This window comes from Nocardiopsis sp. SBT366, from assembly GCF_001083815.1.
Taxonomy (GTDB): Bacteria; Actinomycetota; Actinomycetes; order Streptosporangiales; family Streptosporangiaceae; genus Nocardiopsis; species Nocardiopsis prasina.
Genome location: NZ_LAVM01000009.1, coordinates 22,071 through 38,203 on the forward strand (window position 1 = coordinate 22,071; position 16,133 = coordinate 38,203).

Here is a 16,133-nt window from a genome sequence, read left to right on the forward strand (position 1 = left end):
CTCCGGGCCCCAGGGACCTCCGAGGACCCGAGCACCTCCTGGAACCCACGAGCCCCCGGTGCGGCGCAGGCCCGCTCCGGGGGCTTCGCCGTGTCCGCTGGGCTGGCACCATCAGGGCATGAGCGAAGCCACCGTCCGACCGGCCCGACCCGAGGACCTGCCCGGCGTCGCCGAACTGCGCTGGTCGTGGGAAACCGAGGTGCACGGAGCCCCGGACCTGCCCCTGGCCGAGTTCACGGCCCGGTTCGTCGACTGGGGCTGGGACCAACGGGACACCCACCACTGCTTCGTGGCGGTCATGGACGGGGCGGTGGCCGGTATGGCGTGGCTGGCGGTCACCCCGCGTGTCCCGCAACCGCGAGCGTTCGAGCGGGCCTCGGGCGACGTGCAGTGCGTCTACGTACGCCCCGAGCTACGGGACCTCGGCCTCGGCGGACAGCTGATCCGGGCGGTGCTGGGTCTGGCCCGCGAACTCGGGATGGAAAGGGTGAGCGTCCACTCCAGCGACCGGGCGGTCCCCGCCTACGCCCGGCACGGCTTCGCCGTCTCACCGGTCCTTCTCCAGTCCGACCTCAGAAACAACGGCGACAAAGGCCCCTGAATTCACTGCGGCCGCTTTCCCGCACCACTCACCCAGGTTCCCCGGGGTTCCTTCCCATGAAAAGTGGGAACATCCTCTCTCCCAAGCCGAAAGCCCGTGCGTACGGGACACACGGGACGACGGGAAGGTACGAGAAAAGGAAACTTCCTCCCCCGGAGCCGCGTTGACCAGCAAAGCAATCGGGGACACGAACTCCGTCGGACAGATCCTCGTGTTCCATTCACCCCTGTCGGGCAGCAGTTGCACCACGTCCCTGGCCAACGTGGCCTGGAACATCGCCAGCACCGGTCGGAGTGTTCTGCTCGTCGACTTCAACCTGCGCTCCCCCGAACTGCGCGAGTACTTCTCCCCGCTGTTCGGACTACGCGGCGGGCGTCCCCAGGGCCTGGTCGACATGATCACCGGTGTCATCGAGGGCTGCCACGACCCGGGGGCCGACCCCGCGGAGGTGTGCGCCCGCGGCGCCGACCTCAGCGACCAGGTCGAACACCTGAGCCGCTGGCCGGTCATCCCCGGCGTCCCCGAGGGCGAGATCGGCTACCTGGGTCCGGGCACCCACCACGCCGCCCGGCTCACCCAACTGGACACCATCCACGGTTCGGGGTTCGCCCGCGGCGAGCTGTCCACGCGCTTCCTGCGCGAACTCCGCGCGGCGCTGGCGGACAGCGGATACGACCACGTCCTGGTCGACACCGCCCCTGGCAACGGGCTCCTGGGGCGGCGCGTCGCCACCGTCCTGGCCGACCAGGTCGCCCTCTGTCTGACCCTCAACACCACCGCCATCCAGAAGTCGGCCCGCATCGCCGCCGAGCTGCGCGCCGAGGCACCGCACGTTCCGGTCCGTCCGATCCTGACCCGCGTGGACCTGGAACTCCCCAACCTGGACGAACTCCGGGACCGCGCGTACGAGACGTTCTCGTCCTGGGTCGAGGGCTCGCAGGACGACCCCTGGCAGTACTGGGGTCGGGCCGAGATCCCCTACAAGGCGAGGATCGCCGAGCGCCTCACCCTCACGGCCTTCCTCGAACGCACATGGATGCCCAGCTCTCTGTTCCACGCCTACGAGCGGCTGACCTCCATCCTCACCGGCGGCGCGGTCCCCCGGGGGCGTCACCTCACCCAGGAGCAGAGTGAGCAGGTGAGGCTGGTCTTCGAGCAGATCCGGCACGGCGCCGTCGCCTCGGTGATCCTGCTGGCCGACTCCCGGGACCGTTCGTGGGCGGACTGGGTCCAGCCCCAGCTGGAGTGGGTCGGCATCCGGGTGGTGCGGCCCAGGACGGCGCCGGGCGCTCCCCTGCCGGAGACCACGGCGCACGGCATCATCATGGTGCTGGTCTCGGCCCATCTGCACGGGTCGCCCGCCTTCGAGCTCCTGCACCGTCTGCTGGAGACCGCCCCGCACCAGGGCGGCAACGGTGCCCACCGCGTGCTGGGCGTGACCATCGACGAGGGCGCACCGCCGGACGGATTCCCCGACGCCGAGTGGATCAACCTGCGCATCCGGGAGGAGGAGGACGCCCGTGGCGCCCTGCTGGCCCGCTTCGACCCGAGGTTCCCGAGTCACCGCTCCCGTGGCCCGGGGCAGGGCCCGAGCTACCCCGGGGCGCCCAACCCGGAGCTGATCAGCAACGCACCGCACGGCAACCAGAACTTCAGCGGCCGCGAGGGGTTCCTGGAGCGCCTGCGCGACCTCCTCGGGCAGGGCATGGAGGACAAACCGCCGGTGGTGCTGGTGGGGATGCAGGGCAGTGGGAAGTCGGAGATCGTCCGCGAGTTCGTCCGGCGCTTCCGCAGCGACTACGACCTCATCTGGTGGATCTCCGCGGACCGCCCGGAGAAGGTCGAGTCGTCCCTGGAGGAACTGGCGGCGACCCTGGCCGAACGGTTCCCCGACCACCGCTCCCCCGAGGCCGACCCCGTTCTGGCCGCCCTGCGGTCGGGGCGTCCGCTCAACCGGTGGCTGCTGGTCTACGACAACGCGGGGCCGCCCGGTGGGCTGGACGCGTTGATCCCGCACGATCACGGGCACGTCATCATCACCTCCTACCACCGCGATTGGGAGGCCTACGGCCACCGGCGCTGCCTCCAGGTGGGGCCCTTCACCGAGGACGAGGTGGTGGAACTGTTCCGGGACCGCCTCCCCGAGATCGAGGCCGAGACCGCCCTGGCCCTGTCGCGCCGACTGGGCCACCTGCCCGCCCAGCTGCACCGCGCGCTGGAGTGGCTGGGCTCGGGGCAGCGCCTGGACGGGGCCGCCGAGGCGGTCGTGGAGTACACGCGACTGCTCGACGAACGGGAACCCTCGGTGGTGCGGGGAGCCGGTTCGTTCGAGGAGCGGCTGAGCAGTTCCCTCGCCCTGGACGAACTGGAGCAGTACCACCCGGCGAGCCTGTGTCTGATCCGGCTGGCGGCGCACCTGTCCGCCGACGGGGTTCCCGAGGACCTGCTCCGGTCACCGCGCGCGGTCAGCGAGTATGCCGGGGCCGACCCCCAGTACCGGACCGGCCGGGTCAACTTCAACCACGTCCACTTCCAGCTCACCCGGGTCCTGTTGATGGACTTCGACCGCCAGCTGAAGATGTTCTCGGTGCACCCGGCGGTGCAGGAGGTGGTCCGGGACCGCATCCCCGCCGAGGAGCGCGCGGGGGTCCGCGAGTCCGTGCGCCAGGTGCTGGCCTCCTACGCCCCGCACGACGAGGAGGCGGACGACCCCCGCCACGACCGCCGGTACCAGAACCTGCGCTGGCAGATCGCCCCCTCCGAGGCCAACCTGAGCGGGGACGACGAGGTCCGCCGGTGGCTGGTCAACCAGGTGCGCTACCACCACCGCAAGGGCGAGTTGGAGGCGGCGCTGGACCTGGGAACCCCGCTGCTGCGCACGTGGACCGACGCCTTCGGCGAACGCGACCGGCTCCGCCTGCACCTGGCCACCCAGTTGGCCAACGTGCACCGCTCGCGCGGCCAGCACCGCGAGGCGGGTCGGCTGAACGCCCGCACCCTCGAACTCCAGCGGGACGTTCTGGGCGATCGGCACCCGTTCACGCTGCTGACGCGTCGTGGCATGGGCGCGGACCTGCGGGCCCTGGGCCGGTTCGGGTCGGCGCTCGAACACGACAGGGAGACCTACGCCGCCTACCTGGCCGGTCGCGGTCCCCACCACCAGCACACCCTCCTGGCCGAGCACAACCTGGCGCTGTCGCTGTCGGCTGCCGGAGACTACGCGCAGGCCCTGACCGTCGGCGAGCGGGCGCACCGGGTCACCCGGGAGATCCTGGGCCACCGCCACCCCTACACCTGGATCCTCTCCTCGGCGACCGCGACCTACCGTCGTCGCACGGGCGAGTACGTGATGGCGCACCGGCAGATCCACCAGGCGGCGCGGATGCTGCGCCGCACCATCGGGGAGCTGTCCTCTCACACGCTGCACGCGAGCAAGGAACTGGCGGTGAACGAGCGGCTCGTGGGCGACCCCGAACAGGCGCTGGAGCGGATTCGCCGAACCCACGAACAGCACCGGCACGAATACGGCGACGAGCACCCCCGCAGCCTGGCGATGGCCCTGGAACTGGCCGCCTGCCTGGCCGCCGCCCACCGCCACGACCTGGCCCACCGTCAGGCCCGCACGTGCGTCGACGGTTACACGGGGGTGTTCGGGCAGGACCACCCCTTCACGCTGGTGGCCAAAGCCAACCTGGCCGCCTACGCCTGCCGGACCGGGCACGTCGAGGAGGCGCAGGTCCAGGCCCGGCGGGCGCACGAGGGACTGTCCGGCAACCTCCAGGTGGGTCCGGGACATCCCCTGGCGCTGGGCGCGGCGGTGAACCTGGCCAACGCCCTGGTGGCCAGGGGTGAGATCACCGAGGCCGTGGCGCTGGACGTGCGCACCCAGGAGGAGCTCCACCAGGTGTGCGGCACCCAGCACCCGCACTACGAGCTGGCCTACGCCAACTACCTGAACAGCACCGCCCGGCACATGGGCGACTCCGTCAGCGAACGCGGCCACATCGATCTGGAGGTGCCGGAGATCTGAGCACGGACATCGGTGACGGGGCTGGGCCGACGGGGTCGGGGAGGGCCAATGGTGGAGACGACGGGCGTGGAGGCGACCGGCACGGAGGGGACCGGAGCGGGCGGGACCAGCGCCTTCTTCACGAGCTACGGCGGACGCAGGGCCGACCGCGAGCACGTCCTGCGCTTCCACGCCGATCTGGAGGGCATGGTCCGTCTGCACACCCACGACCACGCCTTCGGCGCCACCGGGCCCACCCTGGAGCCGGGCGGCGGGTGGCGCTCCGAGCTGCTCAGGCACTGCGCCACCACCCGGACGCTGGTGGTCCTGCTCAGCGAGACCCACCTCAACAGCGCCTGGTGTGCACGGGAGTGGTGGATCGTCGAGGAGCGGGTCCGCCGGTTCCGCGACGACGGCGCCCCGCCCCACCACATCCTTCCCCTGGTGTGGCAGCCGCTCAGCGGACCGCTCCCCCGCGTGGTGCGGGAGCGCCAGCGGCTGGACTGGGTGGGCGTGCCCGGTCACGCGGACGCCGGGGTCCTGGAGCTGATGCTCACCGACCCGACGGCGTACCAGGCCCTGTGCTATCGAATCGGAGCCCTGGTGGCCCGGTCCGCGGCCGTCGGCCTGCCGCCCCTGACCGAGGCCCTCGCCCGGGAGGCGGTCCCCGCCTGGGACGCGGTGGCCCGGAGGGCGGGCGGCGACCCGGACGGCCCGGCCCCGGCCGCGGACGAGGCCGCCCCTCACGAGAGAGTCACCGAGTGTGAACAGGACGGTCCCGACGCGCGCGGGACGGTCGGTGAGCGGGCCACGCGGGTCCTGCTCACGGTCCCCGCGCTGGACGATCCCGTGTGCTGGGCGGCGTTCCTGCGCAGGCTCGGCGAGCTCCGCCGGGACCGGGCCCTCAATCCCCTGTACTGGCCGGTCACCGTACCCGCCCCCGAGCGCCACGCCCGGCTCGTGTCCCATCTGCGCGCCCAGCATCCGGACTCCCACGCCCTCGCCTGGCTCGCCCGCGCCGTGTCCGAGACCGCCGGTGCCCCCTCAGCCGCGGCGGCCCTGCGCGCTCTCCTCCCCCAGGGTCGGCCCTCCGTGGAGGACACCCCGACCGACCTCCCCGCACCGTGATGGAGTCTCCTTGAAGCAGGTACCCGTCCCGTCGAAGCGGCCGCGGATCGCCGTGGTCGGCAGCGTCGACTCCTCCCGCGATTACCAGCCGCCCCTGAGCGCCACCGACCAGGTGCGCGGCGCCTGCCACGAGCTCGGCCGGGAACTGGCCCTGGCCGGGTACGACCTCGTGGTCTTCGCCGACGACGAGCACTACGTCGAGACCCTGGTCGCGCGCGGGTACGCGGCCGCATCCGCGCCCGAAGCCCAGATCATCGCCCATCCGCCCCGGCACCAGGACTACGCGCCCGACCTGCCCGAGGGGTCGAGGGTCCGTGTCACCACGATCCGCGACACCGGCGCCGAGTGGGAGGTGCCCTACTACCGGACACTGTTCGAGGTGGACGGGATCGTCCTGGCCGGGGGCGGGCGGTCCACCCGGGTGACCGGTGTGGTGGCGCTGGCCCAGGGAGTCCCCGTGGTCCCGTTGGCCGTGTTCGGCGGCGCGGCACGGCAGGTGTGGGTGTACCTGGACGGTTCCGGTGAGCACGTGGACCGCGAGGACGTTCGGGCCCTGGGCGAGTCCTGGTCACCCGGGTCGGCCCGGCGCATGACCGAGGTGCTGCGCCGGCAGATGGAGCGTCGGGCCGAACGACGGCGTCGCGAGGAACGGGCCCGGCGGTGGGGCCTTTGGCGCGAGTCGGCCGGACTGGTCGGCGCGATTTTACTGTTGCTCGCCGCGTTGGCGTCGATCGTGCTGGCCGGAGGCCCGGGGCCGACCGACGCACTCAGTCTCACCCTGTTGTTGGCCGGGCCGATGTGCGCGGCGGTGTCGGGGGCGCTGATCAGGGACTCGTTCGGTCGGACCCCCTCGGCCCTGCGTGCCTGCGCGCGTGGGCTGGGCGCTGGCGCGGTGTCGGTCCTGCTGTACGTGGCCGCCCAGCTGCTGACCGTACCGGAGCTGCTGGTGGAGCTGGATGCCAGACGCCTGCTGTTCTTCGTGGTGCCGGTGGGGTTCACCGCCGGATTCACCTTCGACCTCGTCTTCGAGCGTCTGCGCAGCCCCGGCGGCCCCCAGGTGGCACCGCCGCCGTCCCTCAGCACACGGAACTGAACGGCGTCACCGCAGCTCGGAGGGGGTCCGACCGGGCCATACCCGGTGCGCGGGGTCCGACCGGGGGAAGTGGTCGTGTTCGCGCCGTGGGGTCGGCAGACGGCTCGTAGCCTGGACTCCGCGACTCCCCCAGGGAAGGAAACCGCGCCCGTGGACAGCACCCCGGACCCGTACGAGGTCGACATCCCCTTCGGTACCCGTCTCAAGCTGAGCCGCACCAGGCGAGGCCTGACCAGGGAGGTGCTGGGCGGCCTCGTGGGTCGTTCCGCCTCGTGGGTCAAGGCCCTGGAGACCGGGCGGCTGGGCACGCCGAGACTCCCGGTCCTCCTGCGCCTGGTGGAGGCACTGCACCTTCGTGACCTGGCCGAACTCACCGGAGAGCAGTCCGTGCCCGTGGAGTTGTTCAGCGGCCCGGGGCACACGCTGCTGCCGAGGGTCCGAGCGTCGGTCAACGCCCTCACGCTGGGCGACGACCAACCGGTTCCCACGGTGGAGCGGCTGCGCGCCCGGCTGGCGGGGGCGTGGCGGGCGCGGCACTCCGCGCCCAACCACCGCGACGTGGTGGGGCGCCTGCTCCCCGGGCTGTTCGATGACGCCCAGCGGGCCGTGCGCGGCGCCGAGGACGGGGCGCAGCGACGCGCGGCGAGCTCGGTGCTGTCGGAGGTGTGCTCGCTGGCGCAGTTCTTCATCGCCTACCAGCCCGCGCAGAGCCTCCTGTGGCGGGTGGCCGAACGCGGCATGGTCGCCGCGCAGGAGGCGGAGGACCCGCACGCGCTGGGGGTGGCGGCCTGGCTGCTGGCCCAGGCGCACCGGGACGCCGGTGACTGGGAGGCGGCGGACGCGGTCACCGAGGAGGTCAGCCGACACCTGGAGCGGCACCTGCCGGACGCCGACACGGACGTGCTGGCGGTGTGGGGCGCGCTGCGGTTCGAGGCGGGGTACACGGCGGCGCGGCGCGGAGAGGCGGGGACGGCGTGGCGGCACTGGGACACCGCCCGGAAGGCCGCCGAACGGCTGCCCGCGTCCTACTACCACCCGATGACCTCGTTCTCCCGGCCGGTGATCGGCGCTCACGCGGTGACCGTGGCGGTGGAGCTGCGCAGCGGGCACGAGGCGGTCCGCCAGTCCGGGCACGCCCCGGCGGAGGCGATCCCGTCACGGCCGCGCGGGGCCCGGCACCGGATCGAGCAGGCCCGCGCCCACCGCCTGGCCGGACAGCGGGACGAGGCGCTGCGGGTGCTGGAGGCGGCGCACGCGGCGGCGCCGGAGACGGTCCGCTACAACGCCTTCGCCCGCAGCATGGTGTTGGAGGAGCTGGAGTCACGCGATCCCCGGCGCCGCGATGGGGCGGGGGTTCTGGCGGGTCGAATCGGCCTGATGTCCTGAGCGGGCGAACGGTCTCGGCACAGGGGACACAATCTGTACCCTTCGCATCCCCATCGCCACCTAGAGTGGTCTCATGTCAGAGCCACGGGTGACTCGAGGGGGCGCCCGTGGTCCGTTCAACAGCGCGGGGGACGCCGTGAGCGACGCCGCCGTCATCGAGGCCGAGGACCGGTCAACCCTGGAGGCGTGGGCGCGGGCCATGCACGCGACGGTCCTTCCCGTGGCCGAGAACTGGTGGTCGATCACCTACCAGGCCGAGGCGGGACTGCCCGACGGCACACGGGTGCGCTGCCGCTACCGGTACGTGATCCCGCACCAGGCCGCCCTGCGGCGCTGGAAGCGCACGTACGTGGTGGGTCTGGTGCACACCAGCGGCAGCGCGCGCTGCCACCACGTGCGCCAGGTGATCCCGGTGGGCGACTCCGAGCCCGAGGAGCGGCACCGCGCGGAGCTGATCGCCTCGGCCCTGGTCACCACCGAACGCCAGGACGCGTGCGGTGCGAGCGTCGGCAACCTGGAGGTCTACGTTGTCGAGCGGGCCACCCTGTGGAAACCCGGGGTGGCCCGCTACTGAGCGGACCACCCCGGGGCGCCGGGTCGCGCGCGTCTACGAGAAGTACTCGTGGGCGGTCCGCGCGAGCAGGGTGGCGCCGTCCTCGATGACCCGGTTGGCGGCCTCACCCACGCACACGGCGGCGAACTCCGGCTGGTGGTTGCTCACCGGGAAGCAGTCCAGGCCGATGTAGGGGTGGATGGCGGGCACGTGCTGGGAGACGTTGCCCATGTCGGTCGAGGCGCGGTTCATCGTCTGGTGTTCCACCGGGGCGTCGAACCGGCGACCGATCGCCAGGGCGTGGCGCGTGTAGATCTCCAGGGCGCGCTCGTCCGTGCGGAACTCGGAGTAGGGCTGGGACTCGGGCGTGAACTCCAGCTCGGTGTCGGTGGCCAACGCCCCCGCCTCGAAGCACCGCTCCACCCGTTCCCTGAGCGGCTCCAGCTCGGCCAGGGTCCGGGCCCGGGTGTACCAGCGGCCCTCGGTGACTCCGGGGATGGCGTTGGGGGCCTCCCCTCCGACGGTCTGGATTCCGTGCACCCGGGTGTTGGGCGGGAGCTGCTGGCGCATCAGCCCCAGGGCCACCTGGGCGACCACGAAGGCGTCGTTGGCGTTACGGCCCTCGTGCGGGTAGGCGGCCGCGTGGGCCGTCCGCCCGGTGAAGCGAACGTGGTCGTGGGCGACCGCGTACGGCTCGGCCCGGGGAGCGTCGACCGGTCCCGGGTGGGCCATCAGCGCCAGGTCGAGGCCATGGAAGGCGCCCGCGTCCAACAGCTCGACCTTGCCCCCGCCGCCCTCCTCGGCCGGGGCGCCGACGACCTCGATCCGCAGGTCGAGACGGTCCGCCCAGGGCCGGAGCGCGATCGCGGCGCCCACCGACATCGCGGCGATCAGGTTGTGCCCGCACGCGTGGCCGAGGCCGGGCAGCGCGTCGTACTCGACGACCAGGCCCACCCTGCGGCTGCCCGACCCGTAGGAGCCGTGCACCGCCGTGGGGAAGCCGAGGTAGGAGGTGGTCGTCTCGAAACCGTACTCGTCGAGCAGCTCGGCCGTCCACGCGGCCGCGCGGTGTTCCCGCCAGGCGGTCTCCGGATGCGCGTGCAGGGTCTCGGAGTAGGCGATCAGCCGCGCGAGCTGGTCGGAGGCATCGGGCGGGCGGTGCGTCTCAGCGGTCATCGCCGGGCACCCCGTATCCGGGCGAGGCGGCCGGGTCCAGGCCGCGCTGGACGTAGTCGTCGCGCTGGGGCAGCCAGACGTCGAGCAGCCCTCGCAGCGCCTCGACGGGTTCGTCCTGCCAGTCCACGCGCAGGTCCGTGTCGCGCCAGCCGTGGCCGGACACTGTGGACAGCCCGGCCGAGTACACCGGCCCGGCCTCACCGCCCGCCGCCAGTGCGGCCGAGAGCGCCGTGAGCAGGCGTTGCTCCAGCTCTCCCCCGGCCGAGGCGAAGGCCTCGCACATGATCGCGGGGATGTCGGCGCGGGTGAGCATGTTGCCCGCCGCCGCGCAGTGCGGACCGGTGGCCTCGCCGTGCACGCCGAGGGTGAGCCCTCCGCTGAACGTCGCCGCCGCACCCGAGGCGTCCACCACGGTGAGCTGGCGGTAGTCGGAGTTCGGGGCAGCCCCGACGACCTCTTCCAGGGCCGCCTCGGGGCTCGCGCCCGCCTCCAGCCGGTCCAGCAGGGCCGAACCCAGCCGGGGGTCGGTGATGTTCTGCGACGCGACGGCGCCGACGGAGTCCCGCAGGTGGACGACGCGCGCGGCGACCGCCGGCGAGGAGGACACCGCCGCGACGCCGAACCTGCCGTTCTGGTGTGCCGCGATGGAGAAGGTCACTCCCGGCCTCCCGAGATCACGGCGGTGGCGTCGATCTCCACCAGCCACTCCGGCCGGGCCAGCGCCTGGACGACGATCCCGGTGGAGACCGGGTGGACGCCCTTGAGCCAGCGCCCCATCTCCCGGTACACGTCCTCGCGGTAACGCGGGTCGACGAGGTAGACCGTCACCTTGACGATGTCCTGGAGTCCGCTGCCCGCCTCCCGCAGGAGGAGGTCGATGTTGGCCATGGCCTTCTCGGTCTGGGCGCGGACGTCGCCGACGCCCACGGACTCCCGGGTCTCCAGGTCCTGGCCGATCTGGCCGCGAAGGTAGACGACTCCCCCGGCGACGACGGCCTGGCAGAGGTCGTTGTCGAGGTTCTGCTCGGGGTAGGTCTCGCGGGTGTTGAACTTGCGGATGCGGGTGTGCGTGGTCATGGGTGCTCTCACCTCTGGACGTGGGTCAGGCGCGGGTGGGCGTCGTTGTGTTCCATGTATCCCCTCTGGATGGAGATCTGGTCAGCCACGTAGCTCGCGTCGTGCCAGGCCCCCCAGAGGAAGCTCGATCCCCGGCGCGACTGCCAGGGGAGCCCCACGAAGTAGACGCCGGGCTCGCTGGAGACCCCGCGCTGGTGCCTCGGCCTGCCGTGCTCGTCGCAGGCGTCCGTGGGCAGCCAGCCGTAGTCGGCGGAGAAGCCCGTGGCCCAGACGACGGAGGTGACCCCGGCTGCGGCGAGATCGAGTTCGGGGACGGGGTCGGTCACCGAGTCCGGAAGGTCCCCAAGGACCCTGGCCCCAGGCTCCTCCGGGAGGTCGAGCCCGTTGCGGGTGACGTAGGCGTCGGCCTCGTCCAGCAGCGCCAGGTAGTTCGCGTCGCCGCCGACGACGTTCTCCCGCAGGTCGGAGGCGAAGCGCACGGTCCCGCCCTCGTAGGTCTCGGTCCGGCCCACGAGCGTGACGCCCCGGTCGGCCAACCCCCGGAAGTCCACGGTGTGGCCGCCGTGCGCACCACTGACCGCGATCGTCACGTGCTCGGCGCCCTGGGGCGGGGTCGAGGCCTCCCACTTGCCGAGCACGCCCAGCCACCAGACGAAGTCGTGTCCCCGGTACCGGCGCGGAGGACGGTCGTGCGGGCCGACGGACAGGTACACAGGACGCCCGGAGGCGCGGAGTTCGTCGGCGATCTGCACGCCCGACGACCCGGACCCGACCACGAGGACGCCGCCCTCGGGCAGCTGAGCGGGGTTGCGGTAGCCGCTGGAGTGGATCTGGACCGGCCCCTCCCCCTCGGGAACGATCGGCGGGATCACCGGGCGCTGGAAGGGTCCGGTGGCGGCCACGACGTAACGCGCGTCGTAGACGCCGTCCGAGGTCTCCACACGAAAGCCCCTGCGGCCGTCGTGCCTGCGCACCGAGGTCACCTCGACCCCGCAGCGCAGCGGCGCGTCGATCCTCTCCGCGTAGGCGGCCAGGTAGTCGGCCACCTGTTCCTTCGTGGCGAAGTCCTCGGGTCCGAGACCGTCGAACTCCATTCCGGGGAACCGGTCGTGCCAGACGGGCCCGTTGGTGACCAGTGAGTCCCACCGCTCCGAACGCCAGCGCTCGGCGACGCGGTGGCGTTCGAGGACGACGTGCGGCACACGGCGGTCGCTCAGGTGCTCGCTCGTCGCGATCCCGGCCTGCCCCCCTCCGACGACGACGACTTCGATCTCCTCAACGGACATACTGCTCTCCACTCCCATGGACGGTTGCGAGGTACTGGTGGGGGCTCGGCCGCGCGAGCCCCCGGGCACGGGGGCGGCGGGTCAGACCCGCGCGCGGTCGCTCTCGTGCAGAAGGTCGGATCCCCTGGTCTCGGGCATGGTCCGCAGGGTGAGTGCGCCGATGACGCCGATCACGATCATCGTGAAACCGGGGACCATGGAGCTGCCGGTCACCGAGATCAGCCAGGTCATCAGGTACGGCAGGGTTCCCGCGAAGAAGGCACCGGCGACGCTGTAGGCCATGGAGAGGCCGCTCTGGCGGGTGCGCGTGGGGAAGAGTTCCGCCACCGTCGAGGCGTGCGTGCCCAGGATGACGGCGAGGATCACCGCGAGTCCGAAGGTGGCGAGGAAGGCCGCCCACGACGTGTTCGCCTGCATGAGCAGGAAGAGGGGCACGGAGCCGACGATCATCGCCCCGGCAGCGGTGTACAGCACCGGCTTGCGGCCCACCCGGTCGGAGATCATGCCCGACAGCGGGATCACCCCCATGGCCACCACCGAGGCGGCGGCGGAGAGCAGGGCGGCCCGGTCCGCGGGCACCCCCACGATCTCCTCCTGGTAGGTGATCAGGTACACGAGGACGATGTAGAAGGTCGAGTTCATGAACGTCTCGATGCCCACCGTCTGGAGGAACTGCTTCCCGTTGGAGCGGAAGACCTCCACGACCGGCTGGCTCGGGACGTTGTTCATGTCCTCCAGCGCGCGGTACTCGGGCGTGTCCTCGATCTTCAGGCGGATGTAGAGGCCGACCGCCGCCATGGGCACCGTCAGCAGGAAGGGGATCCGCCAGGCCCAGTCGAGGACGACCTCGGCCGGGAAGACCGCGTGGAGCGCCCACACCGCGAACGACGCGCACAGGAACCCGGCGACCGAGCCGAACTCGATCCACGAGCAACCGAAGCCCCGCCGCTTGGGCGGAGAGAACTCCGCGAGGAAGGCGGCGGCGCTGCCGAACTCCCCGCCCGCCGCGAGCCCCTGGATCACGCGGGCGACCACGAGCAGGATCGGCGCGAGGATGCCGACGGAGTCGTAGGTGGGCAGCAGCCCGAGCATGAGCGTGCCCGCCGCCATCGAGATGATGACGATGGACAGGGTGGTCTTGCGTCCGAACCGGTCTCCGAGGTGGCCGAACAGCACGGAGCCGATCGGTCGCACGAAGAACGCCACGGCGAAGACCGCGAACACCGAGAGCAGTCCGGTGGTGCCGTCCTGCTCGGGGAAGAAGACCTTCGCCATGGTGGTGGCCAGGTACGCGTAGACGGCCCAGTCGAACCAGTGGACGAAGACGCCCACCGCTCCGGCGAACACGCTGCGGCGCAGGTCCTTCCGGTCCACTGAATCCGGGGTCGCACCGGTCATCTCGCCTCCTGGGGACTCGTTACTCAAGGCACGGACGGGCCCGGGGGACGCCCTGCCTGTGGCCTGGGTCACGAGTATCGAGGTGCGAAGTACGATCTGTACAACACATAGATCTGAACTTCACCATCGGAAAAACTGATAACCGAGAGTGGGACGGGCATGGCGGACGTGAGCCTGCGTCAACTGGAGTACCTGACGGCCGTCGCGAGGCACGGTTCGGTGACAGCCGCCGCGCGCGAGCTGTTCGTGTCGCAGTCGGCGGTCTCGACCGCCCTGGTCGAGCTGGAGTCGGCCCTCGGCATCACCCTGTTCGTGCGCTCACAGAAGGGGATGCGGCTCACCACGTCCGGCCAGCGCGCGATCGCGGCCGCCGACAACGTGCTGGCCAGCCTCGACCAGTTCAGGGAGTCGGCGCGCCAGGAACGGGAGCAGATCGAGGGAACGCTCACCATCGGCTGCTATGCCACGATCGCGCCGATACTGCTGCCAAGGGTGATCGCCGAGTTCTCCCGCCGCCACCCCCAGGTCCAGCTCTCCTTCGTCGAGGCCGCGCACGAGAGGCTCCTGGAGGACCTGCTGAACACGCGGATCGACCTGGCGATCACCTACGACTACAAGCTGGCCTCGGTGCGCACCGCGAGCGGGGTGACCGCGCTGCCTCTGCGGTCCGAGCCCCCGTACGTCCTCGCCCCCGTGGGCGGGGCGGTGAGCGCCAAGGAGCGGCCGAGCCTGGCCGACCTGGCCGTCGAACCGCTGATCCTGTTCGACCTGCCGCCCGGCGGCGAGTACTTCCTCGGCCTGTTCACCCGGGCCGGGCTGACCCCGAACGTGCGCTTCCGGACCACCAGCTTCGAGATGGTCCGAGCCCTGGTCGCCCGTGGCCTGGGCAACGCGCTGCTCACCCAGCGCACCGTGTTGGAACGCAGCTACGAGGACCTGCCCTACGCGACCCGGGAGCTGGACGTCGAGCCCGAGGGGCTGGGCATCGAGATCGTCCAGCTGACCGACCGCGCACCGGTCCGGCGGACACAGGCCTTCATCGAGGTCTGCCGGGAGGTCGTCGTCTGATCCCGAACGGGAGGAGCGCCCCCGGGCCCGCAGATGGGCGGGCCCGGGGGGACGATTCACTAGCGGATCGAGGCCGCGACGATGTCCTCGACCTGGCGGACGATCGCCTCGCGCTCCTCCTCGAAGGCCGGATCGGAGATGCTCCCACCGGAACCGAGGTTCAGCACCGGGGTGTGGACGTGACCCGCGGGGACGTCCCCTTCGGTGGCGTCGCGCAGCAGCGTGTTGCGGTACGCGATCTCGTTGGAGAGGTAGTTCCCTCCGCCGCCGGACCGCGCCTCGGAACCGGGGGTGGGTCCGTCCGGGCTCACCACGGGCGCGGTCCCACCCGCCGGGATCTCGGTCACCTCGGTGTTGTCGACCACGGGGAAGGGAGCCCCGGTGGTCTCCTCGGCGATGGCGGTGCGGTCCAGGGAGGAGTCGGACCACTGGGGCTGGGGAGTGACGGTGGGGGCACCCTCGGGGACCGGGATGATCTCGGGCGTGCCGAGCACCTCGTTGTCCTCGAAGCCACCGCGCCAGGCACCGTTGTGCGCCTCGAGGTCGAACCTCCCAGGCGAGCCCTGGCTGACCGTGATAACCGCGTCGGCCGGCTGGTCACCGGTGTAGTAGGGCAGGAGGGACTGCTCGACCATGCCGTCGGTGAAGTCCCGCCAGCGCACCGGGTAGAGCATCGCCTTGACCACCGCGACGCCGTCGGCGGTCTCCAGCACCGCGCCGTCGAGGGCCAGGGCCGCGGCCCCGGAGGGGTTGGCCTGCCGGATGTCGTCGTCGAGGAGGAACGGGTCGAAACCGGTGACGACCACGTGGCTGACGTCGGCTCCACCGGGGGCCTCGGCGAAGTCCTCGCCGTTCTGGCCCCGGGAGCGTCGTTCCAGGTCGGCCACGAGTTCGGCGCGCTCGGCCTCGCTCAGCGCGAAGCCGGGTTCCCAGCGGTTGAGGGCGGAGGTCATGGCGAGCCTCGCCCAGTAGAGCGGCCGGTCGTCCTCGGCGCTCAGGTCCCCCTCCACCTCCCCGGGGGCCCGGACCCGCTCCACCGCGTCGCTCCAGAGCGCGTCCCCGTGGCCTTGAACGACCGCTCCGGCACCGTCGAGGTCGGACGCCCCGCACAGCTCCTCTTCGAAGCGGTCCACGGCGGCGTCGAACCCGGACCCGAGCAGGATCTCCCGCGGGACCTCCTGCTCGACCCGTGCCTCCTCCACGGTCGCGCCCTCCTCACCCAGGCAGCCGTCCGCCCGCTCGGCGTACGCTGGAGGCACGAGCGCCAGGGCCGGAGCCATGACGAGCGCCGACGCGGCGACACGGGAACCGGTCCGCCATGGCCGCGCGCTCCCGTTCACTACGGTTGATCTGTTCGA

The 16,133-nt window shown here is 71.9% G+C and carries 13 protein-coding genes; 7 read left to right on the forward strand and 6 right to left on the reverse strand.

What is annotated here, in order from left to right:
* Positions 1-118: 118 nt before the first annotated feature.
* The 6 genes from ADX84_RS04220 (at position 119) to ADX84_RS04245 (ending at position 8,791) form a co-directional block, all read left to right on the forward strand.
* Positions 119-601 (forward strand): GNAT family N-acetyltransferase, encoded by a 483-nt coding sequence (locus ADX84_RS04220; protein ID WP_049567816.1) that lies wholly within the window; start codon positions 119-121, stop codon positions 599-601.
* Positions 602-764: 163 nt separating this feature from the next.
* Positions 765-4,631 (forward strand): FxSxx-COOH system tetratricopeptide repeat protein, encoded by a 3,867-nt coding sequence (gene fxsT / locus ADX84_RS04225; protein WP_049567818.1) that lies wholly within the window; start codon positions 765-767, stop codon positions 4,629-4,631.
* Between the two features lie 48 nt (positions 4,632-4,679).
* On the forward strand, positions 4,680-5,738 hold the full coding sequence (locus ADX84_RS04230) for a TIR domain-containing protein (protein ID WP_049567821.1): 1,059 nt from the start codon (positions 4,680-4,682) through the stop codon (positions 5,736-5,738).
* A 10-nt stretch (positions 5,739-5,748) separates the two neighbouring features.
* A complete protein-coding gene (locus ADX84_RS04235) occupies positions 5,749-6,831 on the forward strand; it encodes a hypothetical protein (RefSeq protein WP_049567824.1) in 1,083 nt (360 codons plus the stop codon).
* A 150-nt stretch (positions 6,832-6,981) separates the two neighbouring features.
* On the forward strand, positions 6,982-8,217 hold the full coding sequence (locus ADX84_RS04240) for a helix-turn-helix transcriptional regulator (protein ID WP_199776470.1): 1,236 nt from the start codon (positions 6,982-6,984) through the stop codon (positions 8,215-8,217).
* 73 nt (positions 8,218-8,290) lie between these two features.
* Positions 8,291-8,791 (forward strand): hypothetical protein, encoded by a 501-nt coding sequence (locus tag ADX84_RS04245; protein ID WP_234003837.1) that lies wholly within the window; start codon positions 8,291-8,293, stop codon positions 8,789-8,791.
* 33 nt (positions 8,792-8,824) lie between these two features.
* Here the strand turns inward: ADX84_RS04245 and ADX84_RS04250 are convergent, their stop codons facing one another.
* The 5 genes from ADX84_RS04250 to ADX84_RS04270 form a co-directional block, all read right to left on the reverse strand.
* Positions 8,825-9,946, reverse strand: a complete 1,122-nt coding sequence (locus tag ADX84_RS04250; protein WP_049567831.1) for a M20 family metallopeptidase — start codon at positions 9,944-9,946, stop codon at positions 8,825-8,827.
* The gene (locus tag ADX84_RS04255) at positions 9,936-10,604 is read right to left on the reverse strand and encodes a DUF1028 domain-containing protein (protein WP_049567834.1); all 669 of its coding nucleotides are present in this window, start codon (positions 10,602-10,604) and stop codon (positions 9,936-9,938) included. Before ADX84_RS04255 ends, ADX84_RS04250 begins: the two co-directional genes overlap by 11 nt.
* A complete protein-coding gene (locus tag ADX84_RS04260) occupies positions 10,601-11,023 on the reverse strand; it encodes a RidA family protein (RefSeq protein WP_049567837.1) in 423 nt (140 codons plus the stop codon). The genes ADX84_RS04255 and ADX84_RS04260 overlap by 4 nt, the downstream gene beginning before the upstream one ends.
* 8 nt (positions 11,024-11,031) lie before the next feature.
* Positions 11,032-12,309, reverse strand: a complete 1,278-nt coding sequence (locus ADX84_RS04265; protein WP_049567840.1) for an NAD(P)/FAD-dependent oxidoreductase — start codon at positions 12,307-12,309, stop codon at positions 11,032-11,034.
* Positions 12,310-12,390: 81 nt separating this feature from the next.
* Positions 12,391-13,707 carry an MFS transporter gene (locus ADX84_RS04270; protein ID WP_049567843.1) on the reverse strand — a complete coding sequence of 439 codons (1,317 nt, stop codon included), beginning with the start codon at positions 13,705-13,707 and terminating at the stop codon, positions 12,391-12,393.
* A gap of 159 nt (positions 13,708-13,866) precedes the next feature.
* Between ADX84_RS04270 and ADX84_RS04275 the strand changes: the two genes are divergently transcribed.
* Positions 13,867-14,775, forward strand: coding sequence for a LysR substrate-binding domain-containing protein (locus ADX84_RS04275; protein ID WP_049567846.1), 909 nt, complete (start codon positions 13,867-13,869; stop codon positions 14,773-14,775).
* 59 nt (positions 14,776-14,834) lie between these two features.
* On the opposite strand, the gene ADX84_RS04280 is transcribed toward ADX84_RS04275, so the two are convergent.
* Entirely contained in the window at positions 14,835-16,055 is a 1,221-nt protein-coding gene (locus ADX84_RS04280; RefSeq protein WP_082206288.1) for a pyroglutamyl peptidase, read from the reverse strand.
* Between the last annotated feature and the right edge of the window lie 78 nt (positions 16,056-16,133).